24 protein-coding genes and 1 pseudogene are annotated in these 21,767 nt (G+C 66.1%); 11 read left to right on the top strand and 14 right to left on the bottom strand.

All coding sequences use genetic code 11. The features are described from left to right. Positions 1 to 36: 36 nt before the first annotated feature. Both AWC18_RS14535 and AWC18_RS14530 read right to left on the bottom strand, forming a co-directional pair. Positions 37 to 846, bottom strand: a complete 810-nt coding sequence (locus tag AWC18_RS14535) for a C40 family peptidase (protein WP_085139187.1) — start codon at positions 844 to 846, stop codon at positions 37 to 39. Further along, on the bottom strand, positions 843 to 1,613 hold the full coding sequence (locus AWC18_RS14530; protein ID WP_064998834.1) for a helix-turn-helix domain-containing protein: 771 nt from the start codon (positions 1,611 to 1,613) through the stop codon (positions 843 to 845). The genes AWC18_RS14535 and AWC18_RS14530 overlap by 4 nt, the downstream gene beginning before the upstream one ends. A 147-nt stretch (positions 1,614 to 1,760) precedes the next feature. On the opposite strand from AWC18_RS14530, the gene AWC18_RS14525 reads away from it, so the two are divergent. Continuing rightward, complete coding sequence (locus tag AWC18_RS14525; protein ID WP_064998833.1) at positions 1,761 to 2,177, top strand: WhiB family transcriptional regulator; 417 nt, start codon at positions 1,761 to 1,763, stop codon at positions 2,175 to 2,177. Between the two features lie 72 nt (positions 2,178 to 2,249). Beyond that, positions 2,250 to 3,224 (top strand): pirin family protein, encoded by a 975-nt coding sequence (locus AWC18_RS14520; protein WP_085139186.1) that lies wholly within the window; start codon positions 2,250 to 2,252, stop codon positions 3,222 to 3,224. Positions 3,225 to 3,235: 11 nt separating this feature from the next. Here the strand turns inward: AWC18_RS14520 and AWC18_RS14515 are convergent, their stop codons facing one another. The 4 genes from AWC18_RS14515 to fadD1 all read right to left on the bottom strand — a co-directional run bounded on the left by AWC18_RS14515 (position 3,236) and on the right by fadD1 (position 8,267). Continuing rightward, positions 3,236 to 4,741, bottom strand: a complete 1,506-nt coding sequence (locus AWC18_RS14515; protein ID WP_085139185.1) for an HNH endonuclease signature motif containing protein — start codon at positions 4,739 to 4,741, stop codon at positions 3,236 to 3,238. Positions 4,742 to 4,853: 112 nt separating this feature from the next. After that, positions 4,854 to 5,879 (bottom strand): alcohol dehydrogenase catalytic domain-containing protein, encoded by a 1,026-nt coding sequence (locus AWC18_RS14510; RefSeq protein ID WP_064998830.1) that lies wholly within the window; start codon positions 5,877 to 5,879, stop codon positions 4,854 to 4,856. Position 5,880: 1 nt separating this feature from the next. Next, positions 5,881 to 6,660 carry an SDR family NAD(P)-dependent oxidoreductase gene (locus AWC18_RS14505; protein ID WP_085139184.1) on the bottom strand — a complete coding sequence of 260 codons (780 nt, stop codon included), beginning with the start codon at positions 6,658 to 6,660 and terminating at the stop codon, positions 5,881 to 5,883. Then, positions 6,657 to 8,267, bottom strand: coding sequence for a fatty-acid--CoA ligase FadD1 (gene fadD1 / locus AWC18_RS14500; protein ID WP_109560095.1), 1,611 nt, complete (start codon positions 8,265 to 8,267; stop codon positions 6,657 to 6,659). Before fadD1 ends, AWC18_RS14505 begins: the two co-directional genes overlap by 4 nt. Before the next feature lie 90 nt (positions 8,268 to 8,357). Between fadD1 and AWC18_RS14495 the strand changes: the two genes are divergently transcribed. Together AWC18_RS14495 and AWC18_RS14490 are read left to right on the top strand one after the other, a co-directional pair. Beyond that, positions 8,358 to 8,966 carry a TetR/AcrR family transcriptional regulator gene (locus tag AWC18_RS14495; RefSeq protein ID WP_234784523.1) on the top strand — a complete coding sequence of 203 codons (609 nt, stop codon included), beginning with the start codon at positions 8,358 to 8,360 and terminating at the stop codon, positions 8,964 to 8,966. Continuing rightward, positions 8,966 to 9,805, top strand: coding sequence for an LLM class flavin-dependent oxidoreductase (locus AWC18_RS14490; protein WP_085139182.1), 840 nt, complete (start codon positions 8,966 to 8,968; stop codon positions 9,803 to 9,805). Before AWC18_RS14495 ends, AWC18_RS14490 begins: the two co-directional genes overlap by 1 nt. Positions 9,806 to 9,813: 8 nt before the next feature. Here AWC18_RS14490 and AWC18_RS14485 read toward each other — a convergent pair whose 3' ends face one another. Beyond that, positions 9,814 to 10,299 carry a winged helix-turn-helix transcriptional regulator gene (locus tag AWC18_RS14485; RefSeq protein ID WP_208858371.1) on the bottom strand — a complete coding sequence of 162 codons (486 nt, stop codon included), beginning with the start codon at positions 10,297 to 10,299 and terminating at the stop codon, positions 9,814 to 9,816. Between the two features lie 93 nt (positions 10,300 to 10,392). On the opposite strand from AWC18_RS14485, the gene AWC18_RS14480 reads away from it, so the two are divergent. Both AWC18_RS14480 and AWC18_RS14475 read left to right on the top strand, forming a co-directional pair. Then, entirely contained in the window at positions 10,393 to 11,094 is a 702-nt protein-coding gene (locus tag AWC18_RS14480) for an SDR family oxidoreductase (RefSeq protein WP_064998824.1), read from the top strand. A 22-nt stretch (positions 11,095 to 11,116) separates the two neighbouring features. Further along, on the top strand, positions 11,117 to 11,542 hold the full coding sequence (locus AWC18_RS14475) for a tautomerase family protein (RefSeq protein ID WP_085139180.1): 426 nt from the start codon (positions 11,117 to 11,119) through the stop codon (positions 11,540 to 11,542). Between the two features lie 13 nt (positions 11,543 to 11,555). Here AWC18_RS14475 and AWC18_RS14470 read toward each other — a convergent pair whose 3' ends face one another. The 6 genes from AWC18_RS14470 to AWC18_RS14440 form a co-directional block, all read right to left on the bottom strand. Beyond that, complete coding sequence (locus AWC18_RS14470; RefSeq protein ID WP_085139189.1) at positions 11,556 to 12,191, bottom strand: RES family NAD+ phosphorylase; 636 nt, start codon at positions 12,189 to 12,191, stop codon at positions 11,556 to 11,558. Positions 12,192 to 12,202: 11 nt separating this feature from the next. Beyond that, a complete protein-coding gene (locus AWC18_RS14465; protein ID WP_064998822.1) occupies positions 12,203 to 12,799 on the bottom strand; it encodes a hypothetical protein in 597 nt (198 codons plus the stop codon). A 461-nt stretch (positions 12,800 to 13,260) separates the two neighbouring features. Continuing rightward, positions 13,261 to 15,045 carry a hypothetical protein gene (locus AWC18_RS14460; RefSeq protein WP_085139179.1) on the bottom strand — a complete coding sequence of 595 codons (1,785 nt, stop codon included), beginning with the start codon at positions 15,043 to 15,045 and terminating at the stop codon, positions 13,261 to 13,263. Then, on the bottom strand, positions 15,042 to 16,292 hold the full coding sequence (locus AWC18_RS14455; protein ID WP_133054998.1) for a hypothetical protein: 1,251 nt from the start codon (positions 16,290 to 16,292) through the stop codon (positions 15,042 to 15,044). Before AWC18_RS14455 ends, AWC18_RS14460 begins: the two co-directional genes overlap by 4 nt. A gap of 717 nt (positions 16,293 to 17,009) precedes the next feature. After that, the gene (locus AWC18_RS14445) at positions 17,010 to 17,294 is read right to left on the bottom strand and encodes a hypothetical protein (protein ID WP_085139188.1); all 285 of its coding nucleotides are present in this window, start codon (positions 17,292 to 17,294) and stop codon (positions 17,010 to 17,012) included. 305 nt (positions 17,295 to 17,599) lie between these two features. Continuing rightward, positions 17,600 to 17,800 carry a hypothetical protein gene (locus AWC18_RS14440; protein ID WP_085139176.1) on the bottom strand — a complete coding sequence of 67 codons (201 nt, stop codon included), beginning with the start codon at positions 17,798 to 17,800 and terminating at the stop codon, positions 17,600 to 17,602. A 150-nt stretch (positions 17,801 to 17,950) separates the two neighbouring features. Between AWC18_RS14440 and AWC18_RS14435 the strand changes: the two are divergent. The 5 genes and pseudogenes from AWC18_RS14435 to AWC18_RS14420 form a co-directional block, all read left to right on the top strand. Then, positions 17,951 to 18,256, top strand: a pseudogene (locus tag AWC18_RS14435) (type II toxin-antitoxin system TacA family antitoxin); the annotation flags it as partial. Then, positions 18,253 to 18,762 carry a GNAT family N-acetyltransferase gene (locus tag AWC18_RS14430; protein WP_085139175.1) on the top strand — a complete coding sequence of 170 codons (510 nt, stop codon included), beginning with the start codon at positions 18,253 to 18,255 and terminating at the stop codon, positions 18,760 to 18,762. The pseudogene AWC18_RS14435 and the gene AWC18_RS14430, both read left to right, overlap by 4 nt. An 85-nt stretch (positions 18,763 to 18,847) precedes the next feature. Next, entirely contained in the window at positions 18,848 to 19,402 is a 555-nt protein-coding gene (locus tag AWC18_RS14425; RefSeq protein WP_133054997.1) for a hypothetical protein, read from the top strand. Beyond that, positions 19,399 to 19,557 (top strand): hypothetical protein, encoded by a 159-nt coding sequence (locus AWC18_RS21680; RefSeq protein WP_165758008.1) that lies wholly within the window; start codon positions 19,399 to 19,401, stop codon positions 19,555 to 19,557. Before AWC18_RS14425 ends, AWC18_RS21680 begins: the two co-directional genes overlap by 4 nt. Before the next feature lie 85 nt (positions 19,558 to 19,642). Next, complete coding sequence (locus AWC18_RS14420; protein ID WP_085139173.1) at positions 19,643 to 20,539, top strand: DNA-processing protein DprA; 897 nt, start codon at positions 19,643 to 19,645, stop codon at positions 20,537 to 20,539. Between the two features lie 862 nt (positions 20,540 to 21,401). Here the strand turns inward: AWC18_RS14420 and AWC18_RS14415 are convergent. Beyond that, on the bottom strand, positions 21,402 to 21,767 hold a 366-nt coding region (locus AWC18_RS14415), incomplete at its 5' end, for an integrase core domain-containing protein (protein WP_234806534.1).

Here is a 21,767-nt window from a genome sequence, read left to right as displayed (position 1 = left end):
AGCGGCACTGACCGCCTGAACCATCACATCGAAGAATCACACGACGACGTCGTACACCACGTCCGTGGACTTGACCGCATGCGGAGCTTCGATCACGCGATTCCCGCCGATCGCCAGCTGGACATGACCGGTGCTCGGAAACACCAGGTCCCCGGGTCGGATCTGGGAGGGCGGCACCGGAATTCCTTCGTGGATCTGCGTGTAGGTGGTACGCGTGAGCGGCACCCCGGCCTGGTGATACGCCCACTGCGTCAGCCCCGAGCAGTCGAATCGGTCTGGACCGGATGCACCCCAGACATAGGGTCTGCCTAGCCGCGACAGTGCCGCGCGGACCGCAAGCCCGGCACGAGTGTTGGGCAGCCGCAAGCGATCCACGCGCACGGGCCTGCGTCGAACCCCTCGGTAACGGAGCCGCCGCAGGCGCGCGCGATGTGTTCGAGCGCGATGCTGCGCCGACGCCACGTGGGCGTGCTGAGCGCGCAGCCTGGCCACCCGCCGGCGCATCGCCTCCCGATGGGCCAGCGGCGTGTCCGGGGAGACCGCCGAGTCAGCGCGGGCGGCGGAGACGACGCCGGCCGTTTGCCGGTCCGCTCGAGCGTGATCGGCTACCGCAGCGGCCAGCACCAAGTTGGCCCGTGCATCAGTACACGCGGTATCCATCAGCCTCTCTCGCTGAGCAAGTACCGCCATCCGGTACCGGTCATGACCGGCACCGGTATCGAGGTTGGTATTGCGCTCCAACATCTGGGCATAGTGATCCGCCCCGGACTCCAGTGAGGCGGTCTGTGGATTGCCGGCGAACAGCTCATTGGCGCGCGACAGTACCTCTAACTCTCCATTGCTCACTGGTTTCCCCCCTCATCACCAACATCTTTGGCGTCTATGTCGGCGAATGCCTGGACTCGCGCCAGTGCGCCGGGCGGTATCACGCCCCGGTTGCGGATGTCCCACATCTCTTCGGGACTGACCCCGATCAGCGCCGCGATTACCGGTTCCGGCAGCGACGACTGGGCACACGCCCGATCGAAGCGGGCGGTCAGACTGCCCGGCATTCGCTGCAGCAAGTCGATCCGGATGTCCTCCAAAGCCTGGAGATGCCCCATCAGCCGGGCCGCGTGATCGGCGCCCGCGTTGACCGCTACCCGCCAGGAGCTGGCCGCGAGCATCTCCGCCTTCACGCACTGCGCGATCACCGAAAGAATATACGTCTCGTATTCGTCAGATGCTTTCGATGGCAGTCTCGCGATCACCGAACGAAGGGCATCGAGCTGCGCCTCGGCGTATCCTTCGAGCACTTCGGTATCACTGTGCCGGTCTACGACGATCGATCCGGCAGGGCGGGCGGTGGATGTTTGCACGTCCGTCGCGGAGATCAACTGAGCCAGTTCCGCGTCGGCGTCGTCGGCCACCAGGAGCCGAGAATAAGTGCCCGGCGGCAGTCCGAGTCCGTTCTCAACCTTCTGAACAGTGCTTTTATGGGGCTTCCGGGCGCCGCGCTCTAGGTAGCTCAACCCCATGATGCTTACACCGGTGGCTGCGGCCAGGTCGGCCAGCGACCAGTCACGCGCCTCCCGCAGTGCCCGAATGGCCGCGCCCGCCGCTTCACGGCTCACTGTTGCGCCCCAGCCATGGACGGATAGTACACAGCCTGGACCTTCTCTACTTACATATATGTTTTTATCAACTTCTGTTGCGTCTCGCGTATTCGATCGTATACGTTTCTATCTACGTTATCCGGACGTCACGAGGAGGCTCTTCCGATGGCACCCCCCTGCTCCGCCAACCCTGAACTGTGGTTCGGCTACCCCGACGCCGACGGGGCCGATGGGGCCGCCAAGGCCCGGGCCTACGAACGGTCCTCCACCGAGGCGCGTTTGCAATGCCTGCGGCGCTGCCCGCTCGCGCAACAGCGGCAGTGCGCGGCGCTGGCCGTGGAACGCGGCGAGGAATACGGCGTGTGGGCTGCCGTGAAGCTCCCCGGTGGCCAGTACCGGAAGCGGGCCGAGCTGGCTCAGGCCCACGCGTTGCTACGAGCGATCGCCGCCGGTGAGATCAATACCCGGGAGCTGCCCGACAACCAGGCGCTGTTGATCAACCATGAAAGCGAGAAGCCACCGGTGACAACGACGGTTTTTCACCTGACCGCCGGGCAATTCGGTCCTCGGTCGGCGGCGTGACCAGCTCCGTTTACGGGATAGGCCGGTAGGATCGCCACGGCGGCATAGCGCCCCCGGCCCGGAGGTGGACAGTTGAGCAACCTGGAAGCCACCTCGTCTGAATTCGCTTGTGCGGCAACTCCTGAAGATCACATCGAGGTGCTGTATCCCCGTGAGGTGCCGCTGGGCGGCGCGCGTGCCATCAGCGTCCGCCGCACCCTGCCCCAACGCGAACGCTCACTGATCGGCGCGTGGTGCTTCATCGACCATTACGGTCCACACGATGTGGGTGCCGACGGCGGGATGGACGTGCCCCCGCACCCGCACACCGGGCTACAGACGGCCAGTTGGTTGTTCAGCGGCCGTGTCGAGCACCGCGACAGCGGCGGCGTGCACGCGGTGGTGCGCCCGGGTGAGTTGAACCTGATGACCGCCGGCGCGGGCATCTGCCACTCTGAGGTCTCGATTGATCCGCAGTCTGCTCCTGTCCTACGCGGGGTGCAGCTGTGGGTCGCCCTGCCCAATGCTGCCCGCCGTAGCGCCCGCGACTTCAACCACTTTGCGCCCGAGCCCGTTTCGCTGCCCGGCGCGTCCGCTCTGGTGTTCCTGGGCGAGCTCGCCGGCTGCCACTCCCCCGTCCCGTCGTTCACCCCCCTGCTGGGCGCCCAGGTCGACTTGGATCCGCGCGCGGAACTGGTGCTCGACATCAACCCCGCCTTCGAGCATGGCGTGCTGTGCGACCAGGGAGCGGTCAGCCTCGGCGGCACGGCTCTGGGTCTCGGCGAACTCGGCTATCAAGGCCCGGGCCGGGCGGCGCTGGCGCTGCGCAACACCGGTGACTCCCCCGCGCGGCTCCTGGTGCTGGGCGGAGCGCCCTTCGGCGAGGAGTTGGTGCTGTGGTGGAACTTCATCGGCCGTACCCATGACGAGATCGTCGAGTTCCGGCGACGCTGGCAAGACGGCGACGAGCAGTTCGGCCAGGTCAGCGGTTATCAAGGACGCCTGCAACGGCTGCCGGCTCCGGCGATGCCCCCGCTGCGGTTACGGCCACGACGCCCGCGCGGCTAGGCGGCGGGGCGCTAGGGCGGAGGCCTGTCGCTCTGGGCGAGGTTGTAGGCGCGTTCGGCCTCGATGCACCGGAGCCGGTTCTGGGCGCGGGTGCTCTGGCGAGTGGGCATCATGATCGTGCGATTGACAGACGGCTCCGGATCGGCAACCCGTGCCGGTGGGGCAGTGGTGGGCAGGCACAGGCTCGGGAACAGCAGGCGGCTGCCTGGATGGGTGGTGTAGGTGTGACCGCTAGGCGCGGTCCATTCGATGGTGCCGTCGGGAAGTTGACGGTCGCTCCAGCCACCGCGACCGGTCCAGAAAGTCTTGAGCAAGTGATGTTTTCGGCATAGGCACCGCAGATTGGCTGGGTGAGTCGCTCCCCGAGGGAACGGGACGGCGTGGTCGATGTCGCAGACCGTGGCCGGCCGGTCGCAGCCGGGGAATCGGCAGGTGAGGTCGCGGGCGCGGATAAACGCCGCCAGCGCGGTCGATGGCCGGTAACCCGGTTCGGCCGTCAAGTCGGCGGACTGCGCCAGCGGCTTGACGGTGGCACCGCCGGCAATGAGTTCGGCCAGCAGGGCTGGCGGCACTGTGCCGCCGCCGATGATGCGCCCAGACGGTGTGCGGCGTGTATGAGCCGGGGCCGTTACCGCAGGATCAGGCGGGCTGATGGTGTCGCCGGACAGTTCGGGGTCGGGAGCGGCATCGAGTGCGACGGCCTCAGCGACGACGTGGACGACGACGCCCGTCGCGCGGGCATCGGCTACCCCGCCGGCGGGACAGCCGGGGCTCCCACAGCCGCAGGTCAACGACTCGGCGCCGGCCGCCAGGGCACCAAGCGCGTCGGCGCGGCGCTGGGCCAGGGTGCGTGGGTCGTCGTCGCAGACGCTGTGGGCCAGCTGCATCAGCCGCTGGTCCAGCGCAGCGGCATCGACGGCGAACAGCCGTCCCCACACCGCGGTGGTGCCGCCTTCCGTTTGGTGGGTGTCCACGACCAGTTCCCGCCCGCGGGCCCGGTCGCGCGTCCGACGTACCGCCGCCGGGTCGTGCCGCTCGATCAGTGCGTCGATGGCAGCGGCGGCTTTCGCGGTCGAGAGCGGTCCGAGCGAGGTTGCCAGATCCGCCAGCTCGGCATCGACGAGCATCAGTACGCCGGGGTCGGTGATCAATGTGGTGTGCCAGGCGATCGCCGAGGCAAGCCGGGCACTGATCCGGCCGGACAGAAACAGCGCCGCCACTTCGGGGATGCGATCACGCAGCGCACTTGCCAGATACATCTGGGAAGACGCCATCCCGTGGCTGATCTGCTCGGCAGCGGCCACCTCGGCAGCCGCGCCGTCCCAGTTGTCGCACGCCCAGCGGGACCGCTCAAAACCATCACCGCTGGTACGCCGTGCGACCAGCTCCCCGATCGCGGCCAGCCGGTGGGCCGCAGCGGAGGCCTCCACCCTCGCCCATCCGGTGATCGTCGCCACCAGTGCCGCATCATCGGCCTGCGCCAACGACTCCGGACCCGGAAGCGATGTTTCGAACATATGTGCGATATTACGCCCGTCTACCGACACAACTTTGCGAAAGATCGCGGGTTGTGGATAACTGGGGCCACGGCAGGGAGGCTGTGGATAACTCGCCCAACACCGCCGCACACTACGGCGTGAGCAGCACCTTCACCACGTCCCCGGACCGAGCTGCCACGGCACGGTAGGCATCCGCGGCGTCATCCAAAGCCATCTCGGTGGTGAAGATCCCGTCCACCGACAGTCGCCCGGACTGCAGCAGCGGCACCAGTTGCGGCCAGGTCTGTTGCACCGGTGCGGTGGTCATCCGCAGCGTGACACTGCGCAGCAGGGCCGGCAACGCCGGGAAGGGGAACGGCTGCAGATCATGCACGCCCACCACTGACACGGTCCCGCCGGGCCGCACGGCGCTCAGCGCGTCGGACATCGTGGTGTCCGAGCCGACGGCGTCGATCACCGCATCCACCCCGATCCCGTCGCTGAGCTCCATGGCGGCAGCCGTGGTCGGCGGCTCGGCCGGGGTCACCCCCATCAGGGCCGCCCGCTCCCGACGCTGCCGCACCGGGTCGATGCCGAGAACCGTTGCCGCGCCAAGGAATAGCGCACTGCGCGCCGCACACAAGCCCACCGCGCCCAACCCGATCACCGCGACCGTGCCGCCGACCGGGATATCGGCACGCTGTGCCGCCGCCCACCCGGTGGCCAGGTTGTCGGTGAGCAGCAGAGCTTCGGCGTCAAGGATCCCCTCGGGGATGCGGGCGAGCTGAAAGTCGGCGCCGGGCACGGCAAGCAGCTCCGACTGCGCGCCACCCAACAGGCCCGAACCGAAGATCTGTGGGCCGGAGTGGCACCGGATGGGGTCCAGCGTGCCGCACCCGGCGCAGCGTCCACAGCCCGCCACCGAGGACACCATGACCCGATCCCCGACCCGCACGGAGTGCACCTGCGGCCCGACGTCCACCACGGTGCCGATCGCCTCGTGGCCCAGGGCAACCGGGTCGACGATCGGGTAGTCGCCTTCGTAGAAGTGCAGATCGGAACCGCAGATCGCGGCCGCGGTCACCTCGACGATCGCGCCGTCGGCTGCGGGCAGCTCGGGGTCGGGGCGGTTGTCCACGCGGATCGATCCGGGCCCGTCGATGACGACACTGCGCATCTCACGATCCTTCGGTCAGGGCTTGTACTTTGCCGAGCACGTCGGGGTAGCGCTTCAGATGCGCGCCGCCGTTGACGTCGAACGCGGATCCGGTGATCCAGCCGGCGCGGTCCGAGGTCAAGAACTCCACGGTCTGCGCGATGTCGTCGGGCATGCCGGAGCGGCCAAGCGGGGTGTTTTCGATGTATTCGTCGGTGAGCCCGGGCACCATCGCCAGGCCGGCGACCAGGGGAGTGTCCACCAGACCGGGGGACACGGCGTTGACCCGGATGCCGCGGGGGCCCAACTCCAGTGCGGCCACCTGAACCAGCATCAGCACGCCGGCCTTGGCGCTGCAGTACGCCGCCATGGTGGTCCCGGGCTGGCGCCCGTTGAGCGAGGAGATCGCGACCACGCTGCCGCCGTCTTCCAGGGAGCGGGCCGCGTGTTTGATCACCAGCATGGTGCCGGTGAGGCAGACGTCGATGGTGTGCTGCCAGCCGGCCAGCTCGATGTCGGCGATGGGGCTGATGATCGACAGGCCGGCGCAGCTGACCGCCGTGCGGACCGGCCCGGCTTCGCGCGCGGCTGCGAATGCCGCTGCGACACTGGCCTCGTCGGTCACGTCCGCGGCGACGGCGGTGGCCGCGTCGCCCAGTTCGGCGGCGCGGGCGTGCGCGGCCTCTTCGTTGATGTCGGCGATCACCACATGGTCACCACGGGCGACCAGGGCGTGCGCGGTGGCCAAGCCGATCCCGGATGCGCCGCCCACGATCAGGGCCACGGGCTTGTCAGCCGTCATCGTTGCGCTCCTGTCGTGGTGGTGGTGCGGTAGGTGCGCTCGCGTTCGGGCCGCGCCCACAGCGTGTCGGTGCCGACGTCGGTTCCGTCGGCCGCCAACACCCGTTTGAGGATTTTGTTGGTTGCCGTCGCGGGCAGCTGCGCGGCCACCCGGACATAGCGCGGCCAGGCCTTGGGGGAGAGGTCTTCTTGCGCGGCAAGGAAATCAGCGAACTGGTCTTCGGTCAGCGTGGCGTCGTCGCGCAGCACCAGCGCGGCCATCACCTGGTCGCCGACGTTACCGTCCGGAACCGCATAGACCGCGGCTTGGTTGATGTCGGGGTGACGCATCAGGATCCGCTCGATGGGCGCTGCGGCCAGGTTTTCGCCGTCGACCCGCATCCAGTCGGCGGTGCGGCCGGCCAGATAGATCCAGCCATCGGCGTCGGCGTAGGCGAGGTCGCCTGACCAGTACATGCCGTCGCGCATCCGTTCGGCGGTCGCCTGATCGTTGTTGTAGTACCCCGAGAAGAAGCCCGAGCCGGCGGTGTTCACCAGCTCGCCGATCGCCTCGTCGGGGTTGGTCAGTACACCGTGCTCGTCGAAGACCGCCGGGGGGCACTCGGTGACGGGATCGCTTTTGTAGATGGCGACGCCGGGGAACCCGCGCCCCACCGAGCCGGGCGGGGTGCCTTCATCGCGGGTGATGGTGACGGCGTTCTCGGTGGAGCCGAAGGCGTCGACCACATGAACACCGAACCGGCGGGCGAACTCGGCGATGTCACGTTCGGAGGCTTCGTTGCCGAAGGCAACCCGCAGCGGATTGTCGGCATCATCGGGCTGCTCGGGATGTGCCAGCAGGTAGGCGAACGGCTTACCGACGTAGTTCATATACGTGCCACCGTAGGCGCGAATGTCGGCCAGGAACCGCGAAGCCGAGAACTTCGCCGGTGCCATGGCCGCACCGGACGCCACCGCGGGGCCGAAGCCGGCGGCGATCGCGTTCGAGTGAAACAGCGGCATGGACAGGTAGACGACATCGTCGGCGCTGAGATCGAATCGCTCGGTGAGGTTCTGCCCGGCCACCAGCACCATGAAGTGGCTGACCAGAACGGCTTTCGGGTCGCCACTGGTGCCCGAGGTGAAGATCAGCATGAACGGGTCCAGCGGCTCGACCTGCCGATGCGGCTGCAGCGCCCCGGCGGCCGCGCATTCGGCGACCCAGGCCGGGTCGTCGACGTCGATGATCGTGACGCCGGGCAGCTCCAGGCCCGCAAGCAGTGGGCGGTGTTCGGTGTCCACGAGCAAAATCTGCACATCGGCGGTGCGCAGGTCGCCGGCCAGCGCCGAACCGCGGCGGGTGTCGTTGACCCCGCACAAGACATAGCCGCCCAGCCCGGCGGCGGCCAGGGCGGTGAGCATGGCGGGGGTGTTGCCCAGCAGTGCGCCGACGTGCATCGGCCGGCTGGTGTCGGCGCGGGCGAGAACCGCGGCGCCGTGCCGAGCCGCCCGGTCGAGGTATTGCGCCCAGGTCCAGCGGGTCTGGCTGCCGTCAGCGTGGTTGTAGAGCACCGCCAGGCCGGTGTCGCCGACGCGTTCGGCCAACAGTTGCTGCATGGTCTCCGCCATCAGACCTCCTCAGCCGTGGTCTACGCGACGCGTCGCCATAGTACACAGATCCGATAATGTGTCTACACGTTTGCTTTGTCCGGTCAGGAGGTGGCGGTGTCGACCATCGATCGCCTCCTGGATGCCACTGAGACGCTGTTGGCCGACAAAGGGATTCGGGCCACCACCATGATCGACGTGGCCCAGGCGGCGGGGGTGTCGCGCGCCTGGCTGTACCGGAACTTTCCGGACAAGCCGACGCTGGTGGGCGCCGCGATCATGCGGCTCGTCGAGACCAGCTGGGCCCAGGCGCGCGCCGAGTTATCGGCGCTGACGGGCTTTGAAGACCGGTTGGTGTCCGGCGTGCAGATCGGCCGGCGCACCTACGACGACCCGGGCACCTTGCTGATGCGGCTGCGCACCGCCGAGCCCGAGGAATTCACGGCCTGCGCCGGCGCGGGAGTGCGCGGACTGGTGCCGGACCTGGCCGCCTTCTGGTATCCGTTTGTGGCCGAGGCCGCCGCGACGGGGGAGATCCACCCCAACACCGACCTGCCCGAGACCAGCGAATGGATCGCGCGGGTGATGATCAGCTTCGGCAGCGTGCCGGGGCATCATCTAAATCCCGACGACCCGGTGGCCGTGCGGCGCCACCTTCGTCGCTACGTGCTCCCGGCGCTTCGGCAGGCGCCGGCGCCCCCAACCCCGGAAGGACCGTAATGACGGAGTGGTTCCTGTATCTGCCCCAAACCCGGATCGGCATCGACGACCTGGTGACACGGGCACAGGCGGCCGAGGAATGCGGCTTCGACGGCGTGGCCTTCCTCGACCATCTCGACACCCCGATGGCGCCCACGGAGCCGCTGTGGGAGGCGATGACGATGGCGACCTGGGTGGCGGCCCGCACGCAGCGGATCAAGATCGGCCATGTCGTGTTGTGCGACGCGTTTCGGCATCCGGCCGTAATGGCCAAGCAGGCAACCACTTTGGCCGAGGCCACCGGGGGACGCTTCGAACTGGGCCTGGGCTCCGGTTCTATGCCCGACGAACTTCGGAAGTACGGGATCCCCTCCGGCAGCCCCCGCCAGCGCGTCGACGCACTGGGCAACACATTGGAGTTGTTGGGGGAGTACTGGAGTAGCGACGGTCCGCTGGCGCAGGCTCCGGCGCCATCCCAGCCGATCCCGATCGTCCTCGGCGGTGTCGGTCCCCGGATGCTGGGGCTGGTTCGACGCTATGCCGATTGGTGGAACCTTCCGGCGACGCACATACCTCAGTTGCCCGAGCTGCTGCCGTCGATCGGCTCGGCGCGCGCCTCGGTCCAGCAGATGGTCGCTTTCGCTCGACGCGATCAGGACCTGGAGGCGGTCACGGCGACGGCCCAACGTCGCTTCGGGCGGCTGGGGCCGGGCCTGGTGTGTGGTGACGCCGCGGCGTTGACCGAACACTTCCGGCTGCTCGAAAGCCAAGGAGCGCAACGGTTCTATGTGTGGTTTGCCGACTTCGCGCCGCCGGAGTCGATCGCCGAGTTCGCCGAGACCGTGATCCGGGCCGGCTGAACTTCGCCTCAGCGGGCGCGCTGCGGCGCGTTCCAGCAGACTTCGATGTCGTCCGGGTCGGTCACCGGCGCGTCCGATTCGTCGACGACGCGGACACCCACGCGGCCACCGGTGGCTGCGTTGACTAAGCGCACCGGCGGGGTCCCGTCCTGCAGGTATTTGTCGCCCCACTGCATCAACGCCACGAACACCGGCAACAGATCCTCCCCGGCGGGAGTCAGCCGGTACTCGTCACGGGGCCGCTGCCCGGGCTCCTGGTAGGGCACCCGGCAGATGATCTGGGCCGCCTCGAGTTGCTTGAGTGCCCTCGACACCGCCGGCGCCGAGGCGCCGACACGTGCTGTGAAGTCTTCAAAGCGTGTAGTGCCGTAAAAGCATTCCCGCACCACCAGAAACGCCGTCTTGGTGCTCAGTACGTCCAGCAGCTTGGCCACCGAACAGGCCCCGCCGATCGACCAGCGGGTGCGGTCGCGCAGTCGTGGCTCGAACTCCATGCCCACATACTAGTTGACTAACGCTTGCATTATCCAGCTAAAGGTGCTTGGCTCTTACTAACGGGTTCGTTAGTCAGATGGAAGGGGTTCGACATGGTTGCAGTGGAGGGCAAGGTCGCCGTGGTCACCGGGGGCCGCCGTGGGCTGGGAGCGACATTGGTGGACGAATTGCTGGCCCGCGGGGCCCGCAAGGTGTATTCGACCGCCCGCGCCGCGTACACCGACGAGCGCCCGCAGGTGGTGACCCACGCCTTGGAGGTGCGATCCGAGGCGTCGGTGGCGGCGCTGGCCGAGGTCGCCGGCGACGCGCAGCTGGTGTTCAACAATGCCGGCGTGCTGCTGCCGGACAGCCTTCTGACCGGGTCATTCGAGCGCATCACCGACACCTTCGACGTCAACGTGTTCGGCCCGCTGCGGGTCGCGCGGGCGTTCGCGCCGATCCTGGCGGCCAACGGTGGGGGAGCGCTGGTCAACATGCATTCGGTGCTGTCCTGGCTGTCGGGCGCCGGCTCGTACGGCGCCTCCAAGGCCGCGGCCTGGTCGGTGACCAACTCGCTGCGTGAGGAGCTGGCCGCACAACACACGCTGGTGGTCGGTGTGCACGCCGGGCTGATCGACACCGACATGGTCTCCGACATCGCCGCACCCAAGGTCACGCCCACCGAAGTGGCCCGCCGGATCCTCGACGGCGTGGAGGCTGGCGACCTGGAGGTGCTGGCTGATGCCTTGACCGTCGACGTGAAGGCCGCGCTGTCCGGTCCGGTCGAAAAGCTGTCATCGGGCCTGGGGCACTGAGGCGCCGGGACAAGGAGTCGTCATGCCGCTGTGGACCATTCATCACACTCCGGGAATCTTCACCGCGCAGGACAAGCGCGAGCTGGCCTCCCGCATCACCGATGGGTACGCGCGAGCCGGACTGCCGCGCTTCTATGTGGTCACGCTCTTTCAGGCGACCGCACCCGAGGATTTCTACGTGGGCGGGGAGCCGACGACGGTCGGTGTGCGCATCACCATCGATCACATCGCCCGGCGCGCCCCGGACTCGGAGAACCGTCGGCGAATCACCCAATGGATCAACCAGATCCTTACTCCGACGCTGGAGCGGCACCCGGGTCTGCACTGGGAGTTCCACATCGACGAAACCAGCGAGGAACTGTGGATGATCAACGGGCTTGTTCCGCCTCCGGGCGGGTCGGAGGCCGAGCAGCGGTGGGCGCGGGAGAACGCGGTGTCGGCGTATTAGCGGGCGCCGCCGCTCACACCACGCCGTAGCCGAGCCGCTTGGCCGCACCTGCGAGACGGCTGGCTAGGTCTGGGTGGGTGAGCGGCAGTGAAAGTTTGGGGCGGCCGGGCATTGCATCGGCGGCGGGCTGGAACAAGGCCAGGCAGGGGGCGCCGGCGAACCGGCTGTTGTAGCGGAGGCCGTCAAGATCCGGGTAAGCGGCGGATATGCTGCGCGCCCACCGCTGGGTGACGGCATGGGGGCCGGTGGAAAGGGCGTACGTACCGCCGACCCGGGTCGCCCATGCGCCGTCGCTGTCAGCGGCAACATCGAGGACGGTGAGCGCCCGGGTGAACGAAAGGCCCGTCAGATAAGGCTGGTTGCGGCCACGATCGATAGTGCGGTCGAACTGGAATGCCTCGGCGAGAGCCGCGTCCGGTGTCGATGCGCCGTACCACACACCGCGACCCGGATCGTCTCCTCGGGGCAGCTGATGCGGGTCGAAGCGCAGTAGAGGTCCGTAGCTACGCAGCGCGTTCCATGCGAGTACACGGGCGCCTTCGGTTTTGTGAACCCGCCACCAGACCTCGTCGGTCGCGATCGCGCGGGTCTCGCCGGCAAGGATGCCGAGTTCACGCAGCTCGTGCGGAGCCGGTGGACCGGGCAACATCTCGTCGGGGTTCACGCCGACGCCCACTCACCCTTCTCGACGAGGTTGACCACCGGCTGTTCCGATTCCCCGTGGAGAAGCCACGCGCGGACGGATGTGGGTTGCCCATCGATGAGCAGCTCCTGCTGAGGAGTCAGGAGGAACCTGGCCACCGCAGTGGGGTGGAGACCTTTCGGCAAAAGGTGGGGCAGCACTCGGTCTAGGCCACGAACATGCTTGAGCGCAAAGGGGGTGCCCGGGCGGTCGACGCGCTCGAACTGAGCGGCGGGGTAGACCCATGCGCCGCCGTCGTCGATAGCCCACAGGGTGTGATTGAGGCGACGCTGCCTGATCCGGGAGTCGTTGACGCCCAATCCTTTAGCGACCTCGGCCGCGCTGTAGGCGGTGCTGTAAAGCTGGCCCATCCGCGCGGTAGCGTCCGCGGCAATCTCGGCGTAGGCCTCGCGATCGGGAACAAAGCCGGCGTCGTCGAGCAAGCTGGCCTCGACGGCGGTCAGACTGGCAGCCCACGGCCGACGCGCCGGCAGGGACTTGAGCGCGGCGATGAACTCGTTGCGGTCCAAGTCGAACCGGTCGCGTAAGAGTTGGTCGAGTTCGTCTACGGTCATCACTGCATCCCGTCAGTAACGGTAAGTAACGCCACTATAGCACCGTTAACCACTGGGGCGGTTCGCCCTCGCCCCGCCCCTGACCCCCAAAACAAAACAGGCCGAACCCCTAGAGGTTCGGCCTGTCCGAGATCTCCTGAGAGATCCCACTGTGTGAGGTTCTCAAATGCAGGTCAGAGTGCCAATCCGGCGGTTGATTCCACCGACTTTTTGCGATTTTTCCACCGACTTTCTCCAGGCTCAGAGAACAACTTCGGTGGTGCCGCTCTGGCCGTCGTTCGGTCGCGTCTGGTTTCATCAGCGCTCCTTCGCACCAAAGTGCGAGCCGGCCGTTTCCGCTGGCAGCGGGCGTTCTGTGGCGGTTCGGTGAAATTGTGCCGTTTCATTCCACCGACTTTTCCGGGTGCAGACATAGCGATGGACCGCGCCGGTTGGGCGCGGTCCATCGTGCGGAGATGCTTCTAGGTTCTTGGCGGTGTGCGGGCGGGCTCGTGGCCGAGGTCGGCGGCGAGCTGACGCATCCGAATGTCGATGGATTCTTCTCTGACCTTGGCGGAGTCGAAGTTTGCTTGACTTTCCCGGTTGGAGGCGACGACGGCCATGGCCAGGATCAGCTTGATCATCGGGTCGCGCCGCGGCCCGTCGGTGAGCTGCCTCAGCCCCGTCACGTGGGCGGACTTGAGGTGGCTGAACCGCTGCTCGGTCAGCGCGCGAGCTGCCTCGAAGTACACCGCGTGTTCCCAGCTCCCGGGCACCAGATCCCATTGCGCGCGTTTGAACTGGTCCGGGGTGAGGGTGACCATGACGCTTGACTTGGCGCAGCATCCACGTTCGTGGGCCTGCCAGGTCGGCTCCGCGACCGGGACGCCGCGCCGGCCGTACTGCATGGATTCGGGTTTGAGTGGACAGATGACGTTCCCCAGCGCCGCCGGGCAGACCAGTTTGACCTTGACCACCTGCTTGCGTGAGCGACCCAGAACGGGCCTGCCGTGCCCGCTTTGTGCGTAGAAGGGCCGTGAGTTGTAGCCCATGAGGTAGGGCAGGATGCGCCGCAACCGCTTGTCGTGGAGGCGGAACTGATCGTTGCTGAGAAGGTGTTCCATCTTCGGTGCGCTGTGGTCTTTGATTTTCGCCAGGACGGCGGGGCAGAAGAACGCCCCGGCCCATTGGAGAGCGCCCGGTTCGGGCTCGGAGGCGGGCGCTCCGGCAGGTTTCGTCGAGGGGCATTCGATCCCCCAGCCCTTGGGGAACCGGCCGACGAAGTTGTAGCGACGTTCGAGCAGGATGTCGGCAGTTTTGTCCTTCGTGTTGTAGGCCATGTCGGAAACCATGAACGGCCACCTAGCCCGGTGGCTTTCAGGACGTCCGGTCAGACCGTTGGCCTCTGCTTGTTCGAGCGCATCGGCCATGCCTTCCGGGCTTCCTGAGGTTCCGTAGTGGATGGCGATGCCGACGAAGACCGGGGCCACGGCGTGCATCGCCGTGGGCTTGCCGATGCGGGTCAGTGCGGTCATTTCCAGGGTCATCCCCGCATAGGTGATCTGGCGGGTGGTGCCTGTGCCGTCGTTGGCCGCAGACTTGCGGTCGCGCACGTGGTAGTTCGCACTCGGTACGGCGCCGCGCATCTTGTCGTCGGCGACTCCGATCGTGCCGTCTTGTTTGGCGACGAGGTAGAGGGTGCCGTCGACAACGAGGTCTCCCCGGCAGCCTTCGGGGTTCTTGATCTCTACGGACGCTGCGACGAGGCGGTTGATGGCCAGGTGCAGAAGTCGTGCGGCGTGTTCGGCATGCTCGCGTTGTTCGTCGGTGCGCTTTTTGAGTCGGGCGTGATACTGGGCATTGGTCATGCGCCGGGCCGGCAGGTCAGCCCAGGAATCGAAAGGCCTGAGTCTGCGTGTCCACCAGGCGGTGAAGCGCTTGTACTCGGCGTGGTGTTGTCGCCAGATCCTCGAGCAATCCTGGTCGTGCATGCCGACTGCGGTGAGTTGGGCCGCGGTGAGCTCCGTAATCGTCTGCAGGATGCCCGTCAGTGTGGGAGGGCGTTTCATCACGACCCTGATCAGAAGCGAGACAAGAACCGCGGTGGTCGTATAGCCGATGCCTTGAGGGCGTCGCCCGACCGCCTCACGACGATGAGGGTGTTGGTCGTCGATCAACTCGGCTACCCCTGATTCCCACACCAGGTGGTGGGCGTAGTTGAAGAGGTCGTCGGCGATGATGCACTCCGGTTTGCGTGCGGCGATCATCGCAGGCTGTCCTGCTGAATGGTGATGGCGTGCCGGATTTTGAAGTGCGGCAACTCTTTTCGTAGATCGCTCAACACCCTCAGGTCCGCAACATCCGCTAACTGCAACAGCATCGCAGTGGGTATGCGTCGTTCGGCCATGTCAAGAATCCACCGGTTGCGCAGCGCCGCCGCCCTGACGGGTGGATATCCCTTGTTGGTCAGCTTTTCGCTGATGCGGTTCACAATGTTGCGTTCAGCGAACTCGGCGTTGGGGGCCAGCACCAAGCCGTCACCGACTCGGGCCGCCAATTCGATGAGCCGGGAGTTGATGCCGGGTTCTAGGACTGGTACCTGCCGCGCACCGCCGGCGGCGTTGGGCAGGGCGACGACGCAGATCGCGCGGCCATGTGAGCGCACGGTGGTGATCGCCGTTCCTCTCAGGACCTTGAAGTCGGCCGCGCGGGCGCCGACGCCGTAGCTCAGATCCGCCAACGCCAGCGCTCGCATCCCCAGCGGGGTGGGCAGTTCCCAGACGACCCTGTAGAAGGAACGGATCTCGTCGTAGCTGGCTGCCTTCCGTTTCGTCCGCGCCACCGGCGTTACCCGCTCTGGCGGGTATTCCCGGGGATGGAACAAGCGTCCCGCGGTGTAGAGGACGTGCCGGACTTGCCGATGGCCTCGGGGGCTCTGCGCTCCGGTGACCTCCAGTCGCTCGTCTACAGGTCCGCGTTTGAGGGCTCTCTTGGCGTCGACGACGTCACCGACGGCGGCCCAGGCCAGATGCCTGGCCACTTCAGCACAAGCCTTCTTGTCGGTCGCTTCGGTGGTGAACTCAGTCATGCACTGGACCTTCGCGGCCTGCAGAACAGCTTCCCTGGCGATCTCGGGGTCCGGATAGCGGATCTTGATCGCGGTGAGCATGGCCATGCGCTTCTCGAGATCGGGTCCCGGCTCCGGCAGCGGTGTCAGGGCGGCGCGTTGCATGAACGCCGATGCCGCTTCCAGGGTCGGCTCGGGCGGTGCCTCGTCAGGAACGGTCACCGACGCATCGGCCGGTGTGAACTTCTTGAATCGGGCCATCAGCGTCCACTGCCGATCACGCGGCGTGGTTGGTTGACAATCGTGCGTGGGCACGCTGAAATGAACACAGTCCTCCTTGGAGGGTTTGAAGAGCCTGAGAACTCTTTGTTTGTCTGGAAGCCGGGTTGGCGCCCGGCTTTCGGCATTTCTGGGCGGCGCATGCCGCGGGAAGTGCCGTTGCTGCACTGGAGCTAGGTGTTCGGTGCACCTCCCGAATTCTGCGCGGGGACAACAGGATTCAGTGGATTCCCGATAAACTCTCCGCGATCGATTCCCCGCTGGCTCAGCGCCAGCTTCAGGAGTTCACTGCCGGCCTGCGACAACGTGATGTCGGCGGAGTCCGCGTACGTGTAGACGGCGTCGGCGATTGCCGGTGGCAGGCTGAACTCGACTCGCACCCGTGAAAGGCGCCCGTTCCGTGGCCTGCCCATCGCAGCTCCCATCGAGTCCCGGAGATTTGTCGAGAGATTCCCGGCCGTAGACTAGCCGACCTGCCGCGCTGAATATGTTGCTGTTGAGGGCTTCTCGCAAGAGCCAGTGTGAATGTTCACCGTATGTGGTGAACTTTGAAAGCTAGGCGCCGCGGTGGCGAAGATGGTCCCTGTTCAGGTCATGATTCCACTCGATGTACGCGCGCTGTGCGCATACCCGTTGCTGAACAACATATTTCGACCTCTTGAGAGCAAGCAATGCCTTGGGGTTGATCTCGAACTCGTGACCGCCGTTAGTTCCTGCGCACGGGACTCACAATGCAGATCCAAACATCCTGCTACAGCTTCGGAGAACTCTTCGCAAACAGCATTCTGCGCGCGTGTCGCCGGCGCTGACACATCGACAGCGGCGAGAGCCCGGACGGGACACGGGAGATGCAGCTTCGCTCGTCGCCAAATCCGATGGTTCCGCTCAATCATCAACCACGGCAACGGAGTCTGGTTCACCGACGATCCGTCTTACAGTCTCCTGCTGCACTACGGTCAGCATGTCCTCGGTATAGCCATCGATCACGAGAGCCCACCACACCGTTCTCACGTTGGGACATCGAGGACAACATCGGGGGCCGACGACGCCGAACTTGCCCATGCGCGGCGGGTAGTCCCACCCGAGATCAAACGCATCGCTCGGAGTCAGGATCTCCTCCACCCCGCACACTTCGCAGATATGCCGCCACTGTCGTTCGGTATCCGTCATACACGCCAGTCTCGCCTGCAGCAGTGACAGGTATGCGAGACGGGCGAGGAGCACCTCGGCACCACACCACACGGGGTCGACCAGGCCGCGCCCACCGCCAGGCGGCTATGGGCCGTGCTGGTCTCAAGCCGGCCGCGGCGCGCCGGGATCAGTGAGAATGCCGCCGCCCGGGATCACGGTGATCGGCGACCTTCCACGCCGGCAAGCGCGGTCAGATCACCGTGCAGGTGCAGTGGGACTGGGTTGGCCGCCCCGGGCGCACGATGACGGTCAAGGGTATCGAGGACGTCCCCGTCCACGACTAGCTAGGACGCCATAGTGGCCAGTTCGCGCAAAGGGCTTGTGACGAGCGCTTCGATCAGGTCGACCAGCACCGCACCGATGGCGGGCAGAACATCGGTGTGGCCGGTGAACATCGCGACGATGCACACCGCCAGCCAAAACGCGACGATGACGACTACCGTGATCAGCAGAAGCTTGAGCGCGGTCAGCAGATGAGAAGACATGCCTCCCCCTCACAGGGGTTGAAAGCGACGAGACAGCCGTGGCCGTCCCACCGCGACCCGACTGGCCCCGGCATAACTTCCTGTGAGTCAAAGCCTGTCTTACAGGCGCGAAGTGCATCAATGCTGGTCAGGGGCATGATCAAAACCCCGTTGCATTGTGTGCCTGATAGGCGCACAATGATTGGCATGGCTACGAAGACGGAGCGGTTCGCGGTGCGCCTGACTGCTGAGCAGGACGCCTTGATTCGTCGTGCCGCCGAGGTGGAGGGGACCGATCTGACCAACTTCACGGTGACGGCGACGCTGGCTCATGCCCGCGAGGTGCTCGCCGATCGGCGGTTGTTCATGCTCGATGCGTCGGCCTGGTCGGAGTTCGCGGCGGTGCTGGACCGGCCGGTGTCGCAGAAGCCGCGGCTGGAGAAGTTGTTCGCGGAGCCCTCGATCTTCGACGAGTGAGCGGCTATAGCGCGCCCCGGCCGATCGGCGAGCACGATGTGGTCGCCGACTTCGACAGCGGCGAGCCCACCCTGGATGAGTACCTGAGAGGCCGCGCCCTGGCCAACCACGTCGAGGGTGCCTCCCGGTGTTTCGTGACGTGCCGGGACGGCCGTGTCGTCGGGTTCTACGCGCTGGCCTCGGCGGCGGTGGAGCGCGCCGGCACACCCGGGCGGGTGCGGCGCAACATGCCCGATCCGGTGCCGGTGATCCTGTTGTCGCGGCTGGCGATCGACCGCAAGGAACAGAGCAAGGGTCTGGGAGCTGCGCTGCTGCGCGACGCGATTACTCGCGCGGTGGCCGCGGCGGAGATCATCGGTGTGCGGGCACTGCTGGTGCACGCGCTGCACGAGCAGGCGCGAGCGTTTTACGCCCACTTCGATTTCGAGCCCTCACCGACCGATCCGCTGCACCTGCTGCTGTTGATCAAAGACGCCCGCGCCCTGCTCGACCCGCCGCCGAAGTGACTGGCTGATGCCCGACGACATGGAGAACACGCCGGGGAACCGGCGGTGGCGACCAGCAGAGACGCTCCAGGAGCTTTTCGACCACATGGACGAGTTCTGGCGGTCACCACAGGGCCGGCAGCTTCAGGCCGATCAGCACGCCGCCGAGGCTGACCTGCAGGGGTGGCTGGCCGATCAGCCAGGCGTCGTCGTGGGCCGCCACGGCGGTCAGGTGCCCGAGCGGTGGGAAGGCCGGGTCGACGGGCACAACTTCTACTTCCGCGAACGGGGCGGGGATCGGGACATCGAACTGGACCTGCACGAGCAGCAGCCCGGCATCACCAAGGGAGACCTCATCGCCACCGGCACAATCACCGCCCCCGGATATGGCCAGAGCCCCCGGGAGCGGGCGGCGTTCATCGTCACCACCATCCGCAACCATCTGCGGCACACGCGGACCGCCGAGGATGTCGCCCGGCCGGACTACGCCTACCGGGTCGAGTGGTCGCCAGCGGACAACGAGTTCGTCGGCCTGGTCGTCGAGTTCCCCTCGCTGTCCTGGTTGGCCCCCACCGAGGAGCAGGCGTTGCGCGGCATCATCAAGGTCGTCGAGCAGATCGCGGCCGATGACCCCGACACCGGCAGTCTGGGACCCCGATGACTGAGGAGAACGGCGTCGACACCCAACCAGGGAATACCCAGGTGACGCTGAAGCCGGTCTTTGCGTTCGAGCAGGTCTTTCGATACGTCGACCAAGACGGCGCACAGCAGTGGCTGGTCGTCGGCGAGGCATTGAACGGCACGTTGGCGACCTAGACTCTCGGGGGACGGACATCACGAGACCGCCCACAACGAGTGTTCTCGTCAGGTATGCCGAGGCTGATCGCAGGAGGGGCCTCCATTGGAGTCGTTCGCAGAACACGCGGCGCTTGTCGCCCTTCTGCGCGCCAGGCCAGGCAACCTCACGTGGCGAAAGCTCACCGCACAGGTCCTCTCATGTGGCAGCGCTGTCCAAGTCTGGCGCAAGTACCATCCTGATGGTTTGCTCCCCATCAGCACGGAGGGGGCTTTCCTGGCAGATGCAGAGGCAGACCTTCGAGCGTGGGAGCGGACCGGCCTGCAATTCCTCAGCGCGATAGACGTCAGCTTTCCACCGTCAATGGTCGGTACCGCCAACACTCCGCCATTCCTGTTCGCCCAGGGAAGCTTGAAAGACCATGATCCCGCCATTGCGGTCGTTGGTTCGCGGGACGCTTCCGTGCGTGGAATTCAGCTGGCGACGGCAATCGCTGAATACCTTGTAGCGCAGTCTCTTACTGTCGTATCCGGCTTAGCAGCTGGAATAGATTCCGCTGTACACGAGACTGCGCTGCACACCGGAGGACGCACCGTGGCATTCATCGCCACGGGCATTAACAAAAGCTATCCGGCGGCAAATCGCGCGACTCAGCACGCGATCGGCGAACGCGGCCTGCTCCTGTCGCAGTTCTGGCCGGAAGCCCCACCCCAGAAGACAAACTTTCTGCTGCGCAACAACTCCATCGCACAGTACGCATCGGCGGCAATAATCGTCGAAGCCGGAGAGCACAGTGGCGCTCGCAACCTCGCACGGCATGCCGTCGACTTAGGTCGGCCGCTGATCCTCACCGATCTTGTCGCCGACGCCAATGATTGGGCACAGCAACTACTGTCGGCTTCCGGTGTGTACAGGGCTGCCAGCCTGGCAGAGCTCGCGGAGATAGTTCAACAGATCACGCCAGGCACACGCAGGGAGCCAGACCCAGGCGATGCCAAGTGAACGGGCAGCACGACGCAAATGACCCACTCGCAATGTTTCTTGCCCAAGCGGCAGCCCATGAGTTTCACAACACTATTCACATCCCACGGCGTACTTGTGAGGTGTGCCGCGGCGGACTTTTGAACGGAAGAACAGCACGCTGTGACCGTTGCGCTTCTACCACTGGATCCGCAACGGTTGATCTTGTCGGCTCGATGATCTACGGCTGCAGAGGTTTGGAGAGCGGCGCATTGATGCATCGCTACAAGCGACCTCAGGCAACACCGACCGACATTCAGATCGTGGCCATGGTGACGGCCATAGGGTTGCAGCACCGCAGCTGCGCAGACGCGCTTGTGGGAAGCGCAACGCGATACTGGGCGACGGTCCCATCGCTGAAAACTACTGGTGCAGCACATCGTTTCCGCGAAATCTTACTTTCGGTTCTCGATGGCGATGACGAAATCGAGATCTCTGCGAGTATCGCCTCCCGATTTGCCGCTGATGCGCAGCGGCGGGAAGTACGGCCAGACTTCTACGACGTGCATAGTCTGGTCCCGGACGGAAGCCACGTAGTGGTCATCGATGACACCTGGACGACTGGCGGACACGCAGCGTCTGTCGCCACTGCGCTCAAACAAGCTGGGGCGCAGATCGTGTCGGTAATGGCCGTCGCACGGTGGCTGGATCCCCGTGGTGGCTATCCAGGGTGGACCTACACAAATCACATCCGCGAGAGGCGTTACGAACCGTCCCTATGCCCGTGGACGGCCGGTGCATGCCCGCCGCCGCTAAGCGCAACCAGTACGCGCTCGTCCACACGTCCAGACCCGATCCCATGGCCCGGCTTCGGGTCTGCTGCACGGATAGGTGACAGTTTCGGTCACGCGGCCTGACTGGCCGGTGTGGTCATGATTGCTTCGTATTCGATGGGGGTCAACCGGCCCAGAGCGATCTGGCGCCGGCGGCGGTGGTAGGTCCGTTCGATCCAGGTCACGATGGCGATCCGCAGCTCTTCACGGGTGGCCCAGCGGTGTCGGTTCAGGACGTTCTTTTGCAGCAGGCTGAAGAACGACTCCATGGCCGCGTTGTCCCCGGCGGCCCCGACACGGCCCATCGAGCCGACCATGCCGTAGTAGTGCAGTGCGGCAACGAATTTCCGGCTCCGAAATTGCCTGGGTTCAACTGGTCCTTGCAACACCGGGTTATTGGAGTGAGCGTAGCTGCTCTTCGAACACCTCGGCAGGTG

The sequence above is a fragment of the Mycolicibacter nonchromogenicus genome (assembly GCF_002101775.1).
Lineage (GTDB): Bacteria > Actinomycetota > Actinomycetes > Mycobacteriales > Mycobacteriaceae > Mycobacterium > Mycobacterium nonchromogenicum.
The sequence above is the reverse complement of the archived record's forward strand: the minus strand, read 5'-3'. Positions and strand labels throughout refer to the sequence as shown.